The sequence below is a fragment of the Jiangella endophytica genome, from assembly GCF_003427025.1.
GTDB classification, from domain to species: Bacteria; Actinomycetota; Actinomycetes; order Jiangellales; family Jiangellaceae; genus Jiangella; species Jiangella endophytica.
On the sequence record NZ_QVAI01000055.1, the window covers coordinates 1 to 1,349 of the forward strand.

Sequence of the window (1,349 nt, forward strand, 5' to 3'; positions counted from 1 at the left end):
GTGTGATGTCTCAGGACATCGGCGACAGTCGAACCCTCGGTTGGGGGTTCGGTTGTTCTCATTTTCGGGGTCTGGTGGGTCCTTTGGGAGCTCCGGTCGGCTGGTAGTCGCGGGTGGGGTCGATGATGAGTTCGCGCAGGAGTTCGCCGGTCGCGGCGTCGATGATGCGGACGTTGAGGTCGTGGACCAGGAGCAGGACGTGGGTTCGGGCGTGGGTTCGTCCGATGCCGATGTGGTGCAGGTGGCCGTTGACGCGCAGGGTGACGACGCCGGAGCCGTCGATGCGGTCGGTGCGGACCCGGTCGTGGGTGTCACCGGAGCGGTCGGCGGAGGGGGTGGCCTTCGGGCGGGCGGCGTAGGCCGTGGCGGGGGTCGCGCGGTGTGGCAGGGACCGGTGCGGGCGGTGCTGGTTGTAGGTGTCGCGGAACTGGTCGAGCAGGGCCTGCAGTGCGGAGATGGTCTGCGGCTGGACCGGTTGGGCGCGCAGCCACTTCTTCATCGTCTGCTGGAAGCGTTCGACCTTCCCGCAGGTGGTGGGGTGGTTGGGTCGGGAGTTCTTCTGCACGATGTTGTAGCGGCGTAGTTCGTGTTCGAGGCTGGTTCGGCCGCCGCGACCGCCGGAGAACCGGGTGGTGTAGACCATGCCGTTGTCGGTCAGGGTGGAGGCCGGGTATCCGTGCTGGCCTGTGGTTACGCGGAATGCGGTGAGCACGATCGGGGCGGTGATCCGGGTGTGGGCGGACACGTGCAGGGCCATCCGGGAGTGGTCGTCGAGCCAGGTCAGGATCTCCACATCGACCCCGGTGGCCAGTCGGTAGTGGGTGAAGTCGGACTGCCAGCACTCGTTCGGCTGATCGGCTTGGAACCGGATGTAGGACGACTTCGGCCGCTTCGACGGATCCGGCGTGACCGTGCCATGGCGGACCAGGATCCGGTTGATCGTCGCCCTGGACAGGGTCGTGGCGTGGTGGTGGGTCAGGTGCCAGCCGATGGTGTCCGCGCCGGCGTCCAGACCCTGATCGGCCAGGTCCTTACGCAGACCTAAGACCAGGTCGATCGTGGCCTGCGGGGTCGCGCGTGGCGAGCTGGCCGGCCGTCGGGACCGGGGCTCGAAGGCGGCCTCGCCCTCGATCTCGTAGCGCTTCTTCAGCTTGTAGACCCAGGCCCGGTGCACCCCGTAGCGCCGGGCGACCTCGGCGGGCTTCTGACCCTCGACGAACAAGGCCGTGATGACCAGACGAGCCTTCGACATGGCCGAGCATCCAGCCCACCAGCGCTGTCGCCGATCACCTGAGACACGTGTCGCCTATGACGTGAGACACCTGTCGCCGATGTGTTGAGCCAGGACA

At 67.3% G+C, this 1,349-nt stretch carries 1 protein-coding gene; it reads right to left on the reverse strand.

The genetic code is table 11. The annotated features are described in order from the left end of the window. Positions 1 to 58: 58 nt before the first annotated feature. Entirely contained in the window at positions 59 to 1,252 is a 1,194-nt protein-coding gene (locus DZA62_RS35225) for an IS481 family transposase (RefSeq protein ID WP_116953669.1), read from the reverse strand. Positions 1,253 to 1,349 lie beyond the last annotated feature (97 nt).

Excerpts from the sequence above, each read along its gene's own strand:
- DZA62_RS35225 (WP_116953669.1), bottom strand. The coding sequence starts at position 1,252 with ATGTCGAAGGCTCGTCTGGTCATCACGGCCTTGTTCGTCGAGGGTCAG.